Below are 17020 nucleotides of genomic sequence, written 5' to 3' on the forward strand. Positions count from 1 at the left end.
TAATTACTAATGTTGACGAGAAATTTAACTTCACAATAGCTGATAACTGATTGCTAATTGCTAATAGTATAAATTTTGTCTAATTAACACCATTATTGTAGAAAATCCGTAGATGGTCGAGACACAGTAAAATTGATCAAGATAATTAGAAATTAAAAGTAATGAATATTGTATTAATCTTGTTTCTAATAACTGCCTTGAGTTTATCAGGATGTCAGCAGTTAGAAGCTACAAATGGCACAGAAAATAACACAACGGCAAATCAGGAAAATGTCACTTCGCAAACTGAAACCCCAGTTGATCAAACATCACAAATGGCTCAAAATAGTCAAAATAATCAAAATACTCAAAATACTATGAATTTACCACGTTTAGAAGGCACTGCTACGGTTGTAATGAAAGTCAATGGTCAATCTATTACGATCGAAGTTGATGGTAATAATGCACCTATCACCGCAGGAAATTTCGTTGATTTAGTCAAAAAAGGTGTTTATAATGGTGTGGTTTTTCACCGTGTAGTTAAAGATCCTTCTCCTTTTGTAGTACAAGGTGGTGATCCCCAAGGCAAAAATCCAAAAATTCCGGCTTCTGCTTTGGGTACTGGTAGTTATATTGATCCCGTGACAAATACTCCCCGTTATATTCCCTTAGAAATTCGTCCTGAATATGATGAAACCAAAACCGATGTTGAATCTCCTGCTATCATTTATAGTCAAACCATTACCCAACCACCTGAGTTAAAACATGATTATGGTGTAATTGCTATGGCTCGATCGCAAATGCCCGATTCTGCATCTTCCCAGTTTTATTTTACTTTAGCAGATCTTCCTTTCCTTGATGGTAGTTATGCTGTTTTTGGTAAAGTGACGGAAGGTATGGATGTAGTTGAAAAAATTAAACAAGGCGATCGTATTGAGTCTGCAGAAGTCATTGCTGGTGCAGAAAACTTGAAATAATTAGTAGTGAATAATGAATAGAGGTTGATAACTCTTGCCTAAAGGCGGAGGATTCTTCCTTCACCGAATCGAGTGATGCTTTATAAAAACTTTATCTTTGCTGAGTCTTATCTCCTGATGCAGTAGCGATATGTAACACTACCAAAATACGCAAACCTTCATTTCTGATTCATGGTTAAAGTTGTTGTCACAGGTATTAGTATTATTTCCTGTTTGGGAGATACAAAAGCCACTTGGCAAGGTGTAATAAATGGTATTTCGGGAATCAAATTTCGACAACCTTTTGATTATTTATCCTGTTTACCTTTAGGTTTAATTAAATCTCATCCCTCTTTTATTGGGGATGTCACTTTTACATTAATCAAAGATTTGATAAATCACTCAAACCTTGAACTGCCTTTAAAAGATACGGGTATTGTAATTGGTTCAAGTCGTGGTTGTCAAAGTCAATGGGAAATATTTTTATCATCTCCAAAACCTTCATTTTCTCCCCTATGGTTAAATACTTTACCTTATCAACCGTCTATTATTACCGCTAATTATATTCAAACTAACGCTTCTGTACTTTCTCCTACAAATGCTTGTGCTACAGGATTAAGCTCGATCGCCCAAGGCTATGAATTAATTAAACAAAAACGTTGTAAAAGCGTGATTGTAGGAGCGGTGGAAACTCCTATTACTCCCCTCACGATCGCCGGATTTAGCCAAATGAAAGCCTTAAGCAATAAAGGATGTGATCCCTTTGGTAAAGAAAGATCAGGTTTTGTATTGGGGGAAGGGGGTGCAATGTTGATGTTAGAAACGGAAGAATCTGCTCGGAATCGTCAAGCTAAAATTTATGGAGAAATATTAGGATGGGGTATGAGTTGCGATGCCCAAACGATGACCGCGCCTGAAAAAGAAGCCTATACTGCAATAAAAACTATTAAACTGTGTTTAGAACGTTCTCAAATACAACCCGAGGAAATTGATTATATTAACGCTCATGGCACGGGTACTATTTTAAACGATCGACGAGAAGCTAAAATTATTAATCATCTATTTCCTCAAAACCCTAAAGTTAGTTCAACAAAAGGAGTGACAGGACATACACTAGGTGCTTCAGGTGCGATCGCCACTGCCTTAAGTTTTTTGTCTTTAGAAAAACAAATATTATTACCAAATACAAACCTTTCTTGTCCAGAATTTGACCTTAATTTTTGTACTCAAGGAGAGAAATATTCTTTACAAAAAATGCTTTGTTTTAGCTTTGGTTTCGGTGGACAAAATGCAGTATTGGCGATCAGAAAATAAAACACTTTAATCAAAGAGAGAGAATAGGGAACAGGCAAAAGTGATAATAATTGATTTAAAACTATAAAAAATTTATTTATTTCAATTGTTTATTAAATTTAACACCTCTGATTTGTACAGATTTTGTCTGATTAATTAATACTCTTTTTCCTTATTTATTAAAGTTTGAGACATCGAACTCCTAACTCCTAACTCCTAACTCCTAATTCCTCTTTAAGAGGCTTTTTTTGAAATAGTCATATCCTTACGGGGAGGAATAGATACTGTTTGTCTATGAACTTGTACTTGCTGACGGCCATTGGTGACAACTCTTAACATATCACCGAGATCTTTTTCTAATTTAGATAGTACAGAATCAGCATAAATATCCGCTTCATTTTGTATATCTTCTGCTTCTAAAATAGCTTGTTGTCTAGTTTTCATGGCTTCTTGTTGAATCCGTTGCCTAATTTGTTCAACTTCACTAATGGTTTTCCGTTGCAAATTTTCGCAATCTTGTTGAACTTGTCTTCTAATTTGATGTGCTTGAGTTTCTGCTTGTTGAACAATCCGAGACTCATCTAATAATTGTGTCGCTCTTCTTTGCGCATTTTCTACTATTTTTTGGGCATAATTTTGGGCTTCGGCCAATATTTGTTCTCTATGTTGTAGAATTTGAGTTGCTTGTTCTAAACAGTCTGGAATATTAATTCTAATCGCATCTAATTGTTTCATCAATATATCTTCATCGACAAGAGTCTTACCGACAAAAGGAATACGAGTACTATTAAGAATGAAATCTTCTAATCTTTCTATTTCTTCTACCATATCTACCGCCATTTCCTCAATTTGAGGTGGTTTTTCTTGGGAAGATGGAATATGAGAAACGGGCAATTGAGAAGGGACATTATTCGCAATCATTAATTTAAAATCTCCTTTGTTGTTGTTAGTATAATAAATCAGAAATTATTTGAAATAAACATAATAATAAACCATAAACAATGGACTATTTATTTTATTTACTATAGCTCTTAATTGCGATCGAAATTAACTCGATAATTAAAGTCTTTTGCTTGAGTATGACATTCAATGCAACTATTAAGAGTTATAGGCGAAGGTAGAGTTACATTAGGATGAAGAGCGAAAAAATAACGAGATTGTGCCATATATTTCGGTTCGATTTCATCTTTTAATAACTGTCGGGAATAATTTTGTAAATATTGCCACATTAGCCGTTGACTAAAACCTGTTAATCCTTCTACTTTTACTCCGTAATGATTACCCGGATTTTCTAAGATTCTTTGCCAAGTTTCTTGAGGTAACACCGCAGGAGGTACAGGAATATGACAAGTTGCACAGTTTTCTAGGTAAAAGTCTTCACCAATTTTAAAATTTCCTGTGGCTTTATCTACAGATTTGGTATTTTGAACGATCGAATTAGAGCTAAAACCATAGGATGCACCCCATCCTAAAATAACGCTACAGCTAACGATAAATGCCAAAATAAGCATTTTCCAACGTTTTTTGATCATTTTAATTATGATAATAGAGTTTTTCTTAATTAGGGAACAGAATTATTTTTATTAATTTTAAAATATACAAACTCTTATCTGTTGCCTTTTGCCTATCAACATCATTCTACTTAGATGCCTTTGCTACTTCCTATATTCGATCGTCAATATTTGATAAAATATATCAGAAAAACATTAAGTAGTTTACAGTAATGACAAAAAAAGTAGGGGTAATAGGAGGAGGACAATTAGCATGGATGATGGCACAAGTTGCACCCCAAGAAGACATACATTTATTAGTACAAACTCCTTCCCATAATGATCCTGCGGTATCTTTAGCCACTAAAACCATTTTCGCTGCCATTGATGATCCACAGGCTACGGCTCAATTAGCTTTAGATTGTGATGTAATTACCTTTGAAAATGAATTTGTCAATTTATTAGAATTACAAAAATTAGCTGATCAAGGTGTTTGTTTCTATCCCCGTCTTTCGAGTTTATCGCCGTTACTTGATAAATATGAGCAAAGATGTTTTTTACAAAATCAAGGTTTACCCGTACCCAATTTTAAGGCTTATGAATCCCTTGATGATTTTAACTCTTTTTCTTTTCCTTTGGTACTAAAAGCTCGTCGTCATGGTTATGATGGTCAAGGTACAATGATTGTCAATTCTTCTACAGAGTTAAAGGCTATTTTAGCCAAATTTGATGGCATTCCCTTATTAATTGAAGAATTTATCCCTTTCGATCGAGAATTAGCTATTATCGGAGTGCGTAGTGTTACTGGTGAAATAAAAATTTATCCGGTGGTGGAAACCTATCAACAAAATCAAGTTTGTCGTTGGGTAATTGCTCCCACTAGATTAACAGAAATTCAACAGGAAAACATAAACTCGATTGTTGAAAAATTATTAATCGCCTTAGACTATGTGGGAGTATTAGGAATTGAATTATTCTTAACCAAAAACGGTGAAATTCTAGTTAATGAAACCGCTCCTCGAACTCACAATTCTGGTCATTATACATTAGATGCCTGTTATACTTCTCAGTTTGCTATGCAGTTACAAGCCATAACAGGGAAAAAACTCGGTAATATTGAGTTAAAATCATCTGGAGCCGTAATGGTTAATTTACTTGGTTTCGAGGTTGCGTACAGTGATTACCAAGAAAAAAGAGCAAAAATCGCTCAAATGGGAGCTTTTGTTCATTGGTATGGCAAAAATGAGTCTCGATGGGGAAGAAAATTAGGTCATGCCACTATGTTGTTAACAAAAAATACTCCCGAAGAAATTGATCAACAAGGAAAGTTAATTGCTCAACAAATAGAGTCTATTTGGTTTGACACTCCGTTATCATACATTAGAGAGCTATAAAATTTATGGGTGAAGGTAGAGATTAGCTTTTAGCCTTTTTTCAATTAAAGAATACTTTGAAATTGGTGTTTTTTAAGATATTTTTCCTAACTCCTATCTCCCACCTTCATCGAAAATTTTATGTCGAACTGAGATTTTTTTTAGGATTTAGATATAAAAATTTTCTCGATAACTTCTTCTACCACTTTATCAGGAGTTGAAGCACCAGAAGTTATTCCTACTGTAATTTTTCCTTGAGGAAGCCAGTTATTTTTTATTTCTAAGTCTTTATCAAGGGGTTTATGTTCAATTTTATTATTTAACAATATTCGATCGCTACTATCAATATGATAAGAAGGAATCTTATACTCGATCGCAATTTCTTGAAGATGAGTGGTATTAGAAGAATTAAAACCACCGATAACCACTATTAAATCTAGCTTCTCCTTAACTAAATCCAACATAGCATCTTGTCTTTCTTGAGTAGCATCACAGATAGTATTGAAACTCATAAAGTGATCATTTAACTCATTAGGTGGATACTTCTTAAGCATTGTTTGCTCAAATAACTTCCCAATAGCTTCCGTTTCACTTTTCAACATCGTAGTTTGATTGGCAATACCAAGCCTTTCTAAATCTACATCAGGATTAAAGTCTTCCGAGTAAGCATTCTTAAATTTAGTTAAAAATTCTTCTTTATTTCCTCCCTTGAGAATGTAATTAGCTACATACTCGGCTTCTATCATATTTAAAACCACAAGATAAGTACCAGCGAAAGAACTTGTAGCGACAGTTTCCTCATGTTTATACTTACCATGAATAATAGAAGTATAACTACGTTTTTTATGTTTTTCAACAGAATTCCAGACTTTAGAAACCCAAGGACAAGTGGTATCAACAATAGTACAATCTTTATTATTTAATAACTGCATTTCCTCTACACTTGCACCAAAAGCCGGTAAAATAACCACCTCACCGCTATTAACCACGGAAAAATCTTTAATACCCTCATTGAAGGGAATAAAATCAACATTCATCTCTTTTAACCGTTGATTTACGGAAGGATTATGTATAATTTCATTGGTAATCCATATCTTTTGGGTTGGAAAATGAGTACGAGTTTCATAAGCCATGGCTACAGCCCTTTCTACTCCCCAACAAAAACCAAAGGCTTCAGCGAGACGAATTGTTACATTACCTTTTGTTATTTCGTAGTTATTTTGACGAATAGTTTGAATTAAACTGCTTTGATATTCTTGATTTAAAGTAGCAGTAACTTCCTCTTGATGTCCAAATCCTTTGCGATGATAATTCTCAGATTGTTGTAGATTGCGTTTAAAAGTCTTTGTATCCATGAGTGTCTTAAAAGTTAATAAGTCCTTAGAATATCTTAACTGAGTTAGGTACTAGCAGTTAGATGTTACTTTCAAAGAAAAATTATGTATAAGATTTCTTAATTTTTTATATCTAAAATCATGAATTAAAATCATAGACTTTTAGGAATTTTAACGATATTATCTCTTATATAGATTTTATTCTATGATAAAAACTTATTCATAGAATTTTAGTTATAGCAAAAGAGGCTAAATGTCAAATTTTTCCCGTCGTCGATTTTTAGTTACTACTGGAACTTCTGCGATTACCGCAGTTTTCCTCAAAGGATGTTTAGGTAATCCACCAGAGACAACAAGCAGTACATCAAATACAGAAGTTACTCCCGTTACCTTAACACCCGAAATAACTCCCGAAACTCCTGTCATAAAGTTAGGATTTGCTCCGATTTTTGAAGCTGCACCCTTAATTGTGGCTAAAGAAAAGGGATTTTTTGCTAAATATGGCATGAATGAAGTAGAAATAGCGAAACAAGCCAACTGGGGCTCGGCAAGAGATAATGTTGAAATTGGTTCGGCTGGTGGTGGTATTGATGGAGGACAATGGCAAATGCCTATGCCTTATCTTATCTCTGAAGGATTAATCACCAAAAATAATGTCAAAATACCAATGTATGTTTTGGCAATGTTGAACACTCAAGGAAATGGTATTGCGATCGCCAAAACTCAAGAAGGCAAAAACATTACCTTAGACATGACTAAAGCGAAAGATTATATAGTCGGCTTAAAGCAATCAGGAAAACCATTTCGAGCCGCTTTTACTTTCCCCAAAGCAAATCAAGACTTTTGGATTCGTTACTGGTTAGCCGCCGGAGGTATCAATCCTGATACAGATGTAAATTTAATGACTGTACCTGCCGCCCAAACTGTAGCAAACATGAAAACAGGCTCTATGGAAGGATTTAGTACAGGCGATCCTTGGCCTACCCGTATTGTTGCCGATGGCATTGGTTTTATGCCAGCATTGACGGCTCAAATGTGGGCGAATCATCCCGAAGAATATCTGGCTATTCGTGCTGACTGGGTGGACAAAAATCCCAAAGCGACAAAAGCAGTATTAAAAGCGGTGATGGAAGCTCAACAATGGTGTGACACTCAGAGTAATCGATCGGAATTAGCACAAATATTGTCGGGTGCTAACTATTTCAATGTACCCGCTACCGTACTCGAACCAGCTTTAATGGGTAAATACAAAATGGGTGACGGGCAACCAGATATAGATGATTACAAACTAGCAGTACAGTACTGGAAAACTGAAAAAGGTAGCGTTTCCTATCCTTATAAGAGCCTAGATTTATGGTTTATTACTGAAAGTGTACGTTGGGGATTCTTACCTTCTAGTTACTTAGATAATGCTAAAGCCTTGATTGATAAAGTGAATCGTGAGGATATTTGGAAAGAAGCGGCAAAAGAAGCTGGTATTCCTGAAGCGGATATTCCTACAAGTACATCAAGGGGAATTGAGAAATTTTTTGACGGCAAAGAATTTAATCCAGAAAATCCCAAGGCTTATTTAGATAGTTTATCAATCAAAAAAGTTTAATTATTACTAATAAATATTAATCAAAAAAAGGAGGAAATTAATATCATGGCTACCACCATCAGAACATCAAGAAATAATAGTAATTTTTTAAGTAAATTTTGGAAGAAAAATGGTAAAAATATTTTACCGCCCATTTTAGGAATTTTAGGTTTTTTATTAATTTGGCAATTATTTTCAAGTATTGGATTAGTTAAATTACCGGGGCCAATTTCTCTTATTACTAATGAACGAACTCGCATTTATTTAATGTACCCATTTTTCGATCGTGGTGGTACTGATGTTGGTTTATTTTGGCAAGCAATGGCTAGTTTACAAAGAGTTTTAATCGGCTATTCTTTTGCGGCAATTGTTGGCATTGGAGTTGGTATTTTAGTTGGTTTAAATCCTTTCTTAAATAAGGCATTAGATCCCCTATTTCAATTCTTAAGAACCGTACCTCCTTTAGCATGGGTACCCATTGCCCTCGCTGCATTACAGCAAAACCAACCCGCCGCATTATTCGTTATTTTTATTACCGCAGTTTGGCCTATTTTACTTAATACTGTAGTTGGTGTTCAACAAATACCTCAAGACTATATTAATGTCCAACAAGTTTTACAACTTTCTAATAAAAAATTCTTCTTTAAAATTTTAATTCCTTCTGCTTTACCTTACATTTTTACTGGTTTAAGAATTGCTATTGGTTTAGCTTGGTTAGCAATTATTGCGGCAGAAATTGTTATGTCTGGTATTGTTGGTATTGGCTTTTTTATCTGGGATTCTTATCAAAATAATTATATCAGTGACATCATTTTAGCACTAATTTATATCGGTGCAATCGGTTTAATTCTCGATAAATTAATGGCTTGGATTCAATCTAAAATTGTTCGTGAATAGTTCGTAGTAAATTTTTTAAGACGAGAAAAGGGCTTTAGCCCTAACTACAAACTATTAATTATTTTAAGTATTTTAAGGAGTAAAAATTATGTCAGTTTTTGTCGCTGTTGATAATATTGAAAAAGTATTTCCTCTCACTGGTGGAGGTGAATATTTAGCATTAAAAGGAATTAATTTAGAAATTAAAAAAGGTGAATTTATTTCTTTAATTGGTCACTCTGGTTGCGGTAAGTCCACCCTATTAAATATGATTGCTGGTTTAGATTTACCCAGTGAAGGAATTGTAACTTTAGAAGGGCAAAAAATTCAAAAACCAGGTCCTGAAAGGATGGTTATTTTTCAAAGTTATTGTCTTTTACCTTGGTTAACTGTTCGTCAAAATATTGCTTTAGCAGTTGATCAAGTTATGGCTACTTTTTCCCAATCTGAACGAGATGAAATCATTGAAGAACACATCGACTTAGTGGGTTTACGTCATGCCGTTGATAAGTTACCTAATCAGTTATCTGGGGGGATGAGACAACGAGTTGCCATTGCTCGTGCTTTATCTATTCGTCCTAAATTACTTTTATTAGATGAGCCTTTTGGAGCTTTAGATGCTTTAACCAGAGGCAATTTACAAGAACAGTTAATGCAGATTTGCGATCGCTATCAAATCACGGGAATTATGGTAACTCATGACGTGGATGAAGCCGTCTTATTATCTGATAAAATCGTCATGTTAACGAACGGGCCAGGATCAAAAATTGGCGGTATTTTAGAAGTAGATATTCCTCGTCCTCGCCAAAGAATGGAAGTAGTAAATCATCCTAGTTATTACAGTTTAAGAAGCGAAATTATTTACTTTTTAAACCAACAAAAACGCATCAAAAAAATTCGAGCTCAAAAACAAGGAGTTATCTCTCGACATGGCTTAGAAAAAGTTAATTTAGAAATCGGTTTTGTACCTTTAACTGCTTGTGCACCCTTAGCGATCGCGAAAGAAAAAGGATTTTTTGTCAAACATGGCTTAGATGAAGTTAATTTAGTCAGAGAAACCAGTTGGCGAGGAATTGTTGACGGTATCGCTGGAGGTTATTTAGATGCGGCTCAAATGCCAGCAGGAATGCCAACTTGGTTGACGGTTGGTGGCAATCAAGATGAACCTTTGCCCGTTGTAAGTGCTTTGACGATGACTCGTAATGGCAATGGTGTAACTCTCGCTAAAAAATTTTATGACATGGGAATCCACGATGGCCATCATCTTAAAAGAATGTTATTGGAATCTGTGGAAGAAAATCATACTTTTGGGATGGTACATCCATCATCTATGCACAATATTTTACTACGATATTGGTTAGCCGCCGAAGGTATAGATCCAGATCAAGATGTACACTTACAGACTATTCTCCCGGCACAAATGATCGCCGATTTAAAAGCAGGTAGTATTGATGGTTACTGTGTAGGTGAACCTTGGAATTTACGAGCGGCGATGGAAGGATTTGGCTTCACCGTAGCCACAGATTTAGAGGTATGGAATGGACATCCGGGGAAAGTATTAGGGGTGAGGGAAGATTGGGCAAACGCCTATCCTAACAGCCATATAGCCCTTGTCAAAGCACTTTTAGAAGCCTGTCAATATTGTGCTGATGCTAATAATCAAGAGGAAATACGCACTATTTTAAGCGATCGCAAATATTTAAGTACGAATATTGATTACATTCAACTAGGCGATCCCAATTCTTATAGTTGCAACTTAGAAAAATCTGTCGAATATGCCCACCATCGGTTTTATGGAGACGGCATGAATCGTCCAAGTCGTACAGAACATTTATGGATGATGACGCAAATGGCACGATGGGGCGATATTCCTTTTCCTCGCAATTGGGTAGAAATTTTAGAAAGAGTATGTCGGGTTGGTGTTTTTAGTACAGCTTGTCGTGAATTGGGATTAAGTGACTTAAAATATCGCCGAGAAGCCATCAAACTATTTGACGGTGTGCCTTTTGACGGTGAAGATCCCATCGGTTATTTAAACCATCTTGAAATTAAGCGTAATATTACCATGGCAGAAATTCCTTTAAATAGTCGTATTTTAATTGCCGCCTAACTTTTAACCTTACCTCTCACCCGAAAATAAATATCTTTGTACCTTTGCATCTTTGTGAGAAAAAACAAAACAGGAGATCAAAATTATGGAAACATCTACCAAAAAATTCGCTCAAAAAATGGAAAAACAACTCTATCAAGACTCATTTTTAACCATCGAAAATGTTTCTAAAGTATATCCAACTCCCACAGGAAGTTACACCGTTCTTCAAGACGTTAATTTGAATGTTAATCAAGGAGAATTTATCTGTGTAATTGGTCATTCTGGTTGTGGGAAGTCCACTCTTTTAAATATGGTTTCTGGCTTTGCTCAACCCACTTCAGGATCAGTTAATTTGAAAGGTAAACCCATTACTAAACCCGGACCCGATCGTATGGTAGTATTTCAGAATTATGCTCTTTTACCTTGGTTAACGGTATTTGAAAACGTCTATCTAGCCATTGACTCCGTCTATCCTCAAAAAAAAGAAGCCGAAAAAAGAGCGATCGTTAGAGAACATTTAGCATTAGTTGGTTTAACGGAAGCTGCCGACAAGAAACCTACCCAAATTTCAGGAGGTATGAAGCAACGTACTTCGATCGCCCGTGCTTTAGCTATACGTCCTGAAGTACTTATTTTAGATGAACCTTTTGGAGCATTAGATCCTATCACTAAAGAAGAATTACAAGAAGAATTACTTAACATTTGGAATGAATATCGTTGTAATGTTTTAATGATTACCCATGATATTGATGAAGCCTTGTTTTTAGCCGATCGACTCGTTATGATGACTAATGGTCCTTCTGCTACTATTGGTGAAGTATTAAATATACCTTTTCCTCGTCCTCGTGACAGAGAACGTATTATGGAAGATCCAACATACTATGATTTGCGTAATTATGCTTTAGATTTTCTCTATAATCGTTTTGCCCACGATGATGTGGCTTAAATAATGAACAATTAATAATTAACAATTAACATTTTATATTTAATAAATATTTTGTATTTTTTATAACTTTAATATCACAATTTTTATGTTTAATAAAACTCCAGAAAAAACTATGCACTCTGTTAGGTGGATCTTAACAACTGCTTGGTTTTTGATCATTCTATCTTTATTTTATGATCCGATTTCTCCTTTTTTAACTTCTCCGGATAATTTAGCTAGTCCATTAAGGGTTAATTTAGATACTTGTGTGGCAGTTCAAGGTAATTGTTTAGAAAAAAATGCTTATTATTTAGGTGCTCCTATTTTTTGGGGAATTGTTGTCCCTAGTTCTATCTTTATTCTCCTTATTTTTGGTCATGAATTATGGCGTAGAATTTGCCCTTTATCTTTCCTTTCTCAAATTCCTAGAGCGTTGGGTTGGCAACGTAAAATTAAACGGGTTAGTGCCAATGGTTCAGTACGTTTTGAGATACCTAGAATTGATAAAAATTCATGGCTAGGACGTAATTATTTATATTTACAAATGAGCTGGTTTTTTATCGGTTTATGCTCTCGTATTCTCTTTGTTAATGCCGATAGATTAGCCCTAGCTATTTGGTTATTATTTACTATTTTTATTGCTATTTTTATTGGTTATTTTTTCGGTGGAAAATCTTGGTGTAATTATTTTTGTCCCATGTCTCCTGTTCAAAAAATTTATGGTGAACCTCAAGGATTATTTACCAGTAAAGCTCATATTGGAGATGATAAGATTACTCAATCTATGTGCCGAATTATTGAAGACAATCAAGAAAAAAGTGCCTGTATTGCTTGTCAAAGTCCTTGTATTGATATTGACTCCGAAAGAAGTTATTGGGATAGTATCAATCAAACCGATCGTCAATTATTATATTATGGTTATTTTGGTTTAGTGATCGGTTATTTTCTTTACTATTACTTATATGCTGGTAATTGGGATTACTATTTTTCTGGTATTTGGGCTTATGAAAAAGATCAACTAAATACTCTTTTAAATCCCGGGTTTTATCTTTTTAATCAACCTATTAATATTCCTAAAATTATCGCTGTACCCCTAACATTGGGAATGTTTACCTTTATCAGTTATTTTCTAGGTAAAAGTATCGAAAAATTTTATCAAAATAAATATAAAAATAAAATTTCACCAGAGTTAGTTAGACATCGAATATTTACTATTTTAACCTTTATAATTTTTGATTTTTTCTTTATTTTTGCTGGTAGATCATGGTTAACTTTATTACCGATAAAAATTCAATATATTTGGGATTTTGCTTTAGTTTTCTTAAGTTCAATTTGGGTATATCAAACATGGAGAAGAAGTCCAGAAATTTACTCCAAAGAAAGTTTAGCAACTCGTTTTAGAAAACAGTTAACAAAATTAGGTTTAAATATTGGTCGTTTTTTAGATGGAAAATCCCTCGAAAATCTTAATACTGATGAGGTTTATGTCTTAGCAAAAGTTTTACCCGGATTTAGTAAAGATAAACGTCAAGAAGTTTATAAAGGGGTTTTAAAAGAATCTTTAGAAGAAGGCTATGTTAACACTGTTAGCAGTTTAGAAGTTTTAGAACAATTACGATCAGAATTGAGTATTACAGACGATGAACATCGCACCATTTTAACAGAATTAGGTGTAGAAGATCCCTCTTTGCTTGATCCTTCCAAACTACATTCTGTCGAAAATTCTGTACGGTTAACTGGTTATCGCAAAGCCTTAGAAAGAATGTTATCTTTACAGCAAAAGGCTTCCCTTGACGAACTTTTAGAAAATAATTCTCAGGATATACGCAAATTACGTCAAGAATATTGTATTACTTACCAAGAAGAAGAAGAAATTTTACATGGTTTACAGCCAGAATCAGGAATAATTGCACGATCAGAGCATATAATATCACAACTAGAACAATTAATTGAACGTTACCACGCCCTCAATCAACCTCGTTTTCTTCCCCAAGGAGACATTTTGAACTTGTTAAGAAAAACTGTTAGACAGAAAAAACGTCTTTTAGTGAGAGGATTATTAGAAATTATTGAAAATTGTGAAGATTTAACTATTGCTCGGGAAATTGCCCGTAGATTAGGAAATATTTCTCCCGGTGTTTTGCCAGATATTTTAGAAAATCCCACTTCTAATTGGTATTATCGATTACAACCAGAAATTTTAAATTTATTAAGCCAACCTACCAATACAATTCCAACTTGTTCGTTAGATATTGACATACAGACAATTATCAGTCATTTACAAGGGTTATTAATGGAATCCAATCCTATTACTCAAGCTATTAGTCTTTATATTCTGGCACAAATTGATTTAAAATTAGCACAAGCAGAAGCTCAAGAATTATTAGTAATAAAAAATCATTTTTTAGTCCAAGAAACTGCTAATACTTTACTAAAGTCTGACACACTAAATCTATCTAATTTTAACACATTAGAAAAATTAATTTACTTAGGTAATGCTAACTTTTTTGAGGAGATTCATAGCAATACTTTAATAGCATTAGCTGAATTATCTTACTTTAATAATTATCAAGAAAATCAGGTTATTTCTGATGAAGGAGATACTTGTAGAGAACTATTATTATTAATTAGTGGTAGAGTAGAAATTATTTTATCTCGTGAAAATGATACTCCCATTATTTCTAGTTTATTACCTGGACAAATTCTCGATGAATTAGAAGTTTTATCTCATGGAAAACAGTCTGGAAAAATTATTGCAAAAACTAATCCTACAAAAATTTTAGCTGTAGCAATAGATAGTTTTGACGATATTTTGGAGGAAGATCATGAATTTTCTCGCCGTATTTTAGAATTAGAAACTAACCGTCTAAAACAACTGATTACAAAATAATAATAAAACAAAAAAGGGGAATAAATCCCCTACTAAGCTCAGACGCATATTAAGTTGAGTAATGAAGATAAGCAATGAGCTATTGATAATACCCACTTCGATGCAAAATGTATGGGTAATAACAAGGTATTAGGTATTAGGTAAATAATTGATGAAAAAGTGTTAACAATTGATTTTACTTAAATTAAATTAATTAAATAATTCAATCAGATTTGGTATTTTTAGAACCTAAAACCTAAACCCTAAACCCTAAACTTTAAAACCTACCTACATCAAGGATTTTTTCTCAAATTCAGGTGATAATAGTTTATTTGATTTTTTACTAATTTTAAAAGATCCAAGTTAAATGGGTTTTAGCTTAAAATCAAAGTTTTGAGCATTGATCTTCTTTGTTACCTTCAACAATATTATCTCCACCTACAGGAATCATTTTATTTTCTTTACATTGCAAATTACCACCAATATTATTTTTACTGACGGTTAATTTTCCTGAATTAGACTCTAATTGAACATCTCCCTGAATTTTGTTACTAACAATACTAGCACTGCCTCCTTGTTTAATTTGAATACTTCCTCCCACGGTGGTATTTGAATTAACATTAACGGCAGTAGCACCTTCGGCTTGAATATTACCATTCACTTTTGCACCATTGGCTTTTAAAGTAGCCCGATTATTTACTACAATATTACCTTTAACAGTTGTGCCGTTTAAAGTACAAGTTTTACCTTGAGGTACTTTAACATTATCGACGGTAATTGCACCTAAAGTTCCTTGACAGCTTATTTCTTCGGCTTTAGCAATATTCATAAAGCTCAAGTTACTAGCAATGGCAACTAAAGTGATAGCGACACCAGAAATTTGTTTTTGTGTTGTGAATAGCATAGAATTAGATATTTATAGGTTGTTATGCCCCTCTGACTGATGGGGTTATTTTTTTGTTCCTATATTTTTTTCTACATGAGATAATTAAACAAATATAAAAATTTATTAAAATAGTCACAGTCACAGGAGTTTTAAAAATCTTTCTGGTTAATTATGATGGAATATCGCCGATTTGGTAGAACAGAATTACAAATGCCCGTGTTTTCCTGTGGAGGAATGCGTTATCAATATAAATGGCAAGATGTGCAAATAAGTGAGATTCCCGAAGATAATCAACGTAATTTAGAGGCAACTATCAAGAAAAGTGTTGAATTGGGTATAAATCATATTGAAACGGCTAGATTTTATGGCTCATCAGAGATACAATTAGGGCAAATTCTACCAAAATTACCACGAGAAAAATTAATTATTCAAACAAAAATTGCTCCGGAAGAAGATAGTAAAATTTTTAGAGCCAATTTTGAAAAATCTCTACGTTATCTCAATGTTGATTATGTGGATTTACTCGGTTTACATGGCATTAATACTCTACAATTGTTGGATTATAGCACTCGATCGAGCGGTTGTTTAGAGGAGGCTAAAAAACTTCAAGAGGAAGGGAAAGTAAGATTTATTGGTTTTTCTACCCATGCACCAACAGATTTAATTATTAAAACCATTCAAACGAATCAATTTGATTATATAAATTTACATTGGTATTGGATCTATCAAAAAAATTGGGAGGCAATATTAGAAGCTAATCGTCATGATATGGGGGTTTTTATCATTAGTCCATCAAATAAAGGAGGAATGCTTTATCAATCGCCATCAACCTTAAAAAAATTAACAAAACCTCTCTCTCCGATGGTTTTTAATAATCTATTTTGTTTATCTCATCCTCAAGTACATACTTTAAGTATAGGTGCGAGTCAACCTTCAGATTTTGAAGAACATTTAGAAACGTTGCCATTATTATCTCAAAGTCAAAAACTATTATCACCTATTATTAAGAGATTAGAAAATCACGCTGAAAAAGTTTTAGGAGAAGAATGGTTAAGGAATTGGGAAATTGGCTTACCTAATCATGAAGAAACCCCCGGAAATATCAATATTCCTATGATTTTATGGTTAAGAAATTTAGCAGTTGCTTATGACTTAGTTGAATATGGCAAAATGCGTTATAACTTATTAGGAAATGGAGGACATTGGTTTCCCGGACAAAAAGCAGATAAATTGAATGAATTCGACTTAAAAAAATGTCTAATTAATAGTCCTTATAAAGACCAAATACCGAAGTTTCTAGCAGAAGCAGAGAGAATTTTAGGAGGACAAGAAGTTAAGCGTTTATCACAAAGCTAGAAAACGATCGAG

13 protein-coding genes are annotated in these 17020 nt (G+C 33.8%); 9 read left to right on the forward strand and 4 right to left on the reverse strand.

All coding sequences use genetic code 11. The features are described 5' to 3' along the window. Nucleotides 1-161 precede the first annotated feature (161 nt). A complete protein-coding gene (locus tag GM3709_RS01705; protein WP_066115678.1) occupies nt 162-956 on the forward strand; it encodes a peptidylprolyl isomerase in 795 nt (264 codons plus the stop codon). Between the two features lie 171 nt (nt 957-1127). Next, the gene (locus GM3709_RS01710; RefSeq protein WP_066115680.1) at nt 1128-2249 is read left to right on the forward strand and encodes a beta-ketoacyl-ACP synthase; all 1122 of its coding nucleotides are present in this window, start codon (nt 1128-1130) and stop codon (nt 2247-2249) included. A 213-nt stretch (nt 2250-2462) separates the two neighbouring features. Here GM3709_RS01710 and GM3709_RS01715 read toward each other — a convergent pair whose 3' ends face one another. Beyond that, nucleotides 2463-3149, reverse strand: coding sequence for a hypothetical protein (locus tag GM3709_RS01715; protein ID WP_066115682.1), 687 nt, complete (start codon nt 3147-3149; stop codon nt 2463-2465). Nucleotides 3150-3259: 110 nt separating this feature from the next. Continuing rightward, nucleotides 3260-3760: a dihem cytochrome c family protein gene (locus tag GM3709_RS01720; RefSeq protein WP_071827998.1), complete on the reverse strand. Its 501-nt coding sequence runs from the start codon at nt 3758-3760 to the stop codon at nt 3260-3262. A 191-nt stretch (nt 3761-3951) separates the two neighbouring features. On the opposite strand from GM3709_RS01720, the gene GM3709_RS01725 reads away from it, so the two are divergent. Then, nucleotides 3952-5112, forward strand: a complete 1161-nt coding sequence (locus tag GM3709_RS01725; protein ID WP_066115686.1) for a 5-(carboxyamino)imidazole ribonucleotide synthase — start codon at nt 3952-3954, stop codon at nt 5110-5112. A 140-nt stretch (nt 5113-5252) separates the two neighbouring features. Here the strand turns inward: GM3709_RS01725 and GM3709_RS01730 are convergent, their stop codons facing one another. Then, the gene (locus GM3709_RS01730) at nt 5253-6446 is read right to left on the reverse strand and encodes a 4-hydroxy-3-methylbut-2-enyl diphosphate reductase (protein WP_066115689.1); all 1194 of its coding nucleotides are present in this window, start codon (nt 6444-6446) and stop codon (nt 5253-5255) included. 232 nt (nt 6447-6678) lie between these two features. On the opposite strand from GM3709_RS01730, the gene GM3709_RS01735 reads away from it, so the two are divergent. The 5 genes from GM3709_RS01735 to GM3709_RS01755 all read left to right on the forward strand — a co-directional run bounded on the left by GM3709_RS01735 (nt 6679) and on the right by GM3709_RS01755 (nt 14787). After that, nucleotides 6679-8025, forward strand: a complete 1347-nt coding sequence (locus tag GM3709_RS01735) for a CmpA/NrtA family ABC transporter substrate-binding protein (RefSeq protein WP_066115690.1) — start codon at nt 6679-6681, stop codon at nt 8023-8025. Between the two features lie 45 nt (nt 8026-8070). Beyond that, the gene (gene ntrB, locus GM3709_RS01740) at nt 8071-8901 is read left to right on the forward strand and encodes a nitrate ABC transporter permease (protein WP_066115692.1); all 831 of its coding nucleotides are present in this window, start codon (nt 8071-8073) and stop codon (nt 8899-8901) included. Nucleotides 8902-8989: 88 nt separating this feature from the next. Beyond that, a complete protein-coding gene (locus GM3709_RS01745) occupies nt 8990-10990 on the forward strand; it encodes a nitrate ABC transporter ATP-binding protein (protein ID WP_066115694.1) in 2001 nt (666 codons plus the stop codon). A gap of 118 nt (nt 10991-11108) precedes the next feature. Then, nucleotides 11109-11918, forward strand: coding sequence for a nitrate ABC transporter ATP-binding protein (locus GM3709_RS01750; protein ID WP_066121665.1), 810 nt, complete (start codon nt 11109-11111; stop codon nt 11916-11918). An 85-nt stretch (nt 11919-12003) separates the two neighbouring features. Further along, nucleotides 12004-14787 (forward strand): cyclic nucleotide-binding domain-containing protein, encoded by a 2784-nt coding sequence (locus tag GM3709_RS01755; RefSeq protein ID WP_066115696.1) that lies wholly within the window; start codon nt 12004-12006, stop codon nt 14785-14787. 364 nt (nt 14788-15151) lie between these two features. Here GM3709_RS01755 and GM3709_RS01760 read toward each other — a convergent pair whose 3' ends face one another. Next, a complete protein-coding gene (locus tag GM3709_RS01760) occupies nt 15152-15670 on the reverse strand; it encodes a hypothetical protein (protein ID WP_066115698.1) in 519 nt (172 codons plus the stop codon). Nucleotides 15671-15826: 156 nt separating this feature from the next. Between GM3709_RS01760 and GM3709_RS01765 the strand changes: the two genes are divergently transcribed. Then, nucleotides 15827-17008: an aldo/keto reductase gene (locus tag GM3709_RS01765; protein WP_066115700.1), complete on the forward strand. Its 1182-nt coding sequence runs from the start codon at nt 15827-15829 to the stop codon at nt 17006-17008. Nucleotides 17009-17020: the final 12 nt, after the last annotated feature.

Origin of the sequence: Geminocystis sp. NIES-3709, from assembly GCF_001548115.1 — a bacterium.
Classification (GTDB): Bacteria; Cyanobacteriota; Cyanobacteriia; order Cyanobacteriales; family Cyanobacteriaceae; genus Geminocystis.